The organism is Clostridioides sp. ZZV14-6345 (assembly GCF_020657775.1).
Classification (GTDB): domain Bacteria; phylum Bacillota; class Clostridia; order Peptostreptococcales; family Peptostreptococcaceae; genus Clostridioides; species Clostridioides difficile_D.
In genome coordinates, this window is sequence record NZ_JAGWCX010000154.1 from 1 (window position 1) to 996 (window position 996).

The following is a 996-nucleotide window of genomic DNA, read 5'->3' on the forward strand; positions in this document are numbered from 1 at the left end:
TATATCATAACCTCAAAATTTTCATTGTTTTTTGGCAAATAAACACCACTATAAACCCACTCTCTAAGCAAATTTTTAGAATAGCACACCATTTCATCATAACTATACATTTCTTTACCATTTTTATTCCATTCTCTAAATTTTAACTCCATCTTTCATCCCTCCAATATTAACTTCTAGGAAGTTAATAGTTATATTAACTCCCCAATAATTCACACAATCACTCTACTCTATATATTTCAAATCTTCTTATAAAAATTATCATATTCTTTTATATACTTATATTTATAATTAAATTTGTCGTATTTACTTTTTATTCCTACTGACAACTGCCTTATTCCCATTAAATATTTACTTGGTATAACTAATATTTTTACTGGGATATCTGTTTCGTTAAGACCCACACAAATAAATATATCGCAGTTATGATATTTCTTCTCTAGATTAAATGTGTGATACTTACAAGAACTACCTAAATAATAGTTGGATACTTTTATATCTATTTTTATATTCCCATTTACAAGTAAATCATATGGATGCCTTGTAGACATCTTTTCAACTTTATATTCAAATTCTTCTAGCCTAGATTTAATGTGAAATTCCCATTTAGTGCCTAATTTAGTTTCAGAATTTTTCATATCTAAATTTAATTTACTTGCCCAATATTTAAAACCACCACTTCTACTTATTTTGTTTGACAATGAATAGTTCCCCATTACAGATTTAATTTCTTCATTGGATGGCATCCTATGCACTTGTAGACTTCTAGCTACTTTCAAAATACTTTTTTCTATACTTTCATCATCCCATTTAATACCATGTGTATATCCCATAATATCGCCCCCTTCAACATCAAAAAGGTATATCATCATCGTTTATCGCTTGAAAACCTTGTGGGTCTAATCCTGGTGGTACATATTCTTGTTTAGCATTATTATCATTTTTACTAGAAAGTAGTTCTAAAGCATTTACATTAACCTTAGTAATAGATTTCCA

1 protein-coding gene is annotated in these 996 nt (G+C 28.0%); it reads right to left on the minus strand.

Annotated elements, in window-relative coordinates; all coding sequences use genetic code 11:
- Window positions 1-239: 239 nt before the first annotated feature.
- The gene (locus KGF39_RS19380; RefSeq protein ID WP_074091084.1) at window positions 240-833 is read right to left on the minus strand and encodes a hypothetical protein; all 594 of its coding nucleotides are present in this window, start codon (window positions 831-833) and stop codon (window positions 240-242) included.
- Window positions 834-996 lie beyond the last annotated feature (163 nt).